At 47.1% G+C, this 3167-nt stretch carries 2 protein-coding genes; both read left to right on the top strand.

What is annotated here, in order from left to right; all coding sequences use genetic code 11:
* Window positions 1-1715: primosomal protein N' (priA, locus tag A3757_RS09095; RefSeq protein ID WP_068739466.1), on the top strand; the 1715-nt coding region annotated here is incomplete at its 5' end.
* 135 nt (window positions 1716-1850) lie between these two features.
* Window positions 1851-3167, top strand: a 1317-nt coding sequence (gene argS, locus A3757_RS09090; RefSeq protein ID WP_068739464.1) for an arginine--tRNA ligase, incomplete at its 3' end; no start/stop codon positions are given.

Raw genomic sequence — 3167 nt, 5'->3', positions numbered from 1 at the left:
ACAGTCAACTCAAAAACCTGGAAGGCGCAGGCTACATATATAAAGAAGTCTATGACCCCCTGAGCGCGGAAAAAGAACAACAAAGCAAAGCGCCCATTCAAAGCAAAACCCTCAATACCGAGCAAAAGCTTGCAGTTGAGACAATTCTTAACGCCGATGCAACTATCAATGCAACCCTACTTCAGGGTGTAACGGGCAGCGGCAAAACTGAAGTTTATATCGAATGCGTAAAGAAACAGCTTGAACAAGGTAAACAGGCCCTCATTCTCATCCCAGAAATTAACCTCAGCCCACAAACGCTACTCAGGTTCCAGAGTCAGCTGAGCACACCTATTGGCGTCATTCACTCTGGCATGAGCCATAAAGAGAAATATACTAGCTGGTTTTTAGCAAAAGAAGGCATTGCACGCGTCATCATCGGCACCCGTTCAGCAATTTTTACTCCCTTCAAAGAGCTCGGAATAATTATCGTAGATGAAGAGCATGACCCCTCCTACAAGCAGATTGATAATTTCAAATATTCAGCACGAGATCTATCAGTCAAACGCGGACAGATTGAACAATGCAAAGTGGTGCTAGGAAGTGCAACACCATCACTTGAAAGCCTCTATAACGTTAAGCTAGGTCGCTATCAGCTAGCTTTAATGCAAGAACGCGCCGGCGCAGGCCAAACACCGGAAATGTTTCTAATCGATATCCGCAGCCGTCCTCTGGAGAATGGTTGTTCTCGCCCCTTGAAGCAGCGAATCGGAGAAGAGCTTGCTCAAGGCAACCAAGTAATCATATTCCAAAACCGCAGAGGCTTTTCACCAACACTAATGTGTAATAGCTGCGGTTGGCTCGCCCAGTGCCCTCACTGTGATGCACGCCTTACTGTTCATAGTCGCCCACCTCAGCTACATTGCCATCACTGCAATCATAAAGAAATCATTCCAAGAGCCTGTCATGAATGCAACCACACAAGTCTGACACCACTTGGCGCAGGCACCGAAAGACTAGAGTTTGGACTGCAGGCACAATTCCCGAGCGCCAGCGTGGTGCGTATTGACAGAGACAGCATAAAGAACCAAAAACAAATGACTGAGCTAGTCGAGCAAATCAATAAGGGAGAGCCTTGCTTGTTGATTGGCACACAAATGCTCGCAAAAGGGCATGACTTTCATAACGTCACCCTGGTCGCCATCATCGATGCCGACGCCAGTTTTTTTAGCGCCGACTATCGAGCCATTGAGCGCAGCGCACAGCAACTTTTACAGGTTTCAGGGCGCACGGGCCGCGGTAACAAGCATGGCACAGTGCTCATCCAGACACGCCAACCAGAACACCCCATCTTTGAACCTATTCTGCGTAGTGACTATACAAGCATTGCTCAGCAGGAGCTTGAAGAGCGCCAATATTGCGAGCTGCCGCCTTTCTCAAAAATGCTCACTATCCGGGCTGAGTCAGCCAAGGCTGAGGCAAACCTTGAAGAGTTGAGTTCAATTAAAAACTTGGTGCTAGCAAGTTACTCTAACGAGGCAGCGATACAAATATCGGGCCCCATTGAAGCAAATATCGCCAGAAAGTCTGGAATCTACCGAAGCTACTTGCATTTATTTATTTCAGATATGAAGGCTCGCTCGCAGCTTGTACATAGCTTGCGCTGTTATCTAGATTCGCGTAAATCCCATAAAACCAAGCTATATATCGACGCAGACCCCCTCGATTACGTCTAATAGCAATACTTGGAGTCAGAGTAAAAAGCGCACTTTTTACTCTAACTCCAAGTATTAGCGTTTAAATCTTGAACGGAATCATAGATAATACGCCCCCTTTTAATTTCCCATTGGCTTTTGTAAATCTGGACGCGCATGAAAGAACTGATAATTGAACTTGTACAAACGGTTGTGACTGAACTTAGCAACGAGAACGTCATTCCTTCGGACGCGAGTTATAAGATCAATATTGATGCGACAAAAGATAAAGCGCATGGCGACTATGCCTCGAATATAGGGCTAGTCTTAGCCAAGCAGGCCAAGATGCCACCTCGAGCGCTTGCTGAGCAAATCGTTGAAAAGATCACCGCTCAAAATAATGCAAGCGTAGACAAAATTGAAATTGCTGGCCCTGGCTTCATCAACTTTTTTATGAGCTCCGCCAGCAGCTTTGCCGTCCTCAGTTCAATTATTGAAAATGCGGATAAATATGGACACAACAACTCAGGTAAAGACCAAAAAGTTCAAGTCGAGTTTGTTTCCGCTAATCCTACCGGCCCATTGCATGTAGGGCATGGCCGTGGCGCAGCAGTCGGTGACAGCATTTGCAGACTTCTCGGTGCAAATGGCTGGGATGTGACCAGCGAGTTCTATTACAACGATGCTGGCCAACAAATCAATAACCTGGCTCTATCTGTTCAAGCTCGCTGCAAAGGTTTAACACCTGAAGACCCAAGCTGGCCAGAAGATGGCTATCGCGGGCACTATATTATTGAGCTTGCTGAAAGCTTTATGAACGGTGAAACCATCGAGTCTGCCGACCAGAGCTTTACAGGTACCAAAAACGCTGACGACCTGGAAGATATCAGACACTTTGCTGTCGCCTATTTAAGAAGAGAGCAAGATCTAGACCTAAAAGCCTTTGACGTTGATTTCGATGTTTATTTCCTTGAAAGCTCTCTCTATAGCGATGGTAAAGTCGAAAAAGCAGTGGAAGCTCTGATTGAAAATGGCTATACCTACGAGAAAGATGGCGCGCTTTGGTTGCGAACGACAGACTTTGGCGACGACAAAGATCGTGTTATGCGCAAAACTGAAGGCGGCTACACTTACTTTGTGCCAGACGTAGCCTATCACCTCGACAAGTGGCAACGTGGCTTTACTCGCGTCATAAATGAACAGGGTGCCGACCACCACAGTACAATCACTCGCGTTCGAGCAGGCCTACAAGCATTGAAGCAAGATATACCTGAAGGCTGGCCTGATTATGTTCTTCACCAAATGGTGACTGTCATGAAAGGCGGCGAAGAGGTGAAGCTATCCAAACGTGCCGGCAGCTACGTCACATTGCGAGACTTGATCGAAGAAGTTGGCCGCGATGCCACTCGCTACTTCCTGGTCGCACGCGCTCCCAGCTCACAACTAACATTCGATATTGACCTGGCTCGCAGCCAGTCAAATGACAACCCTGTG

It is taken from the genome of Oleiphilus sp. HI0117, from assembly GCF_001635235.1.
Note: the sequence above shows the minus strand (reverse complement) of the source record. Positions and strands in the feature narration are given on the sequence as shown.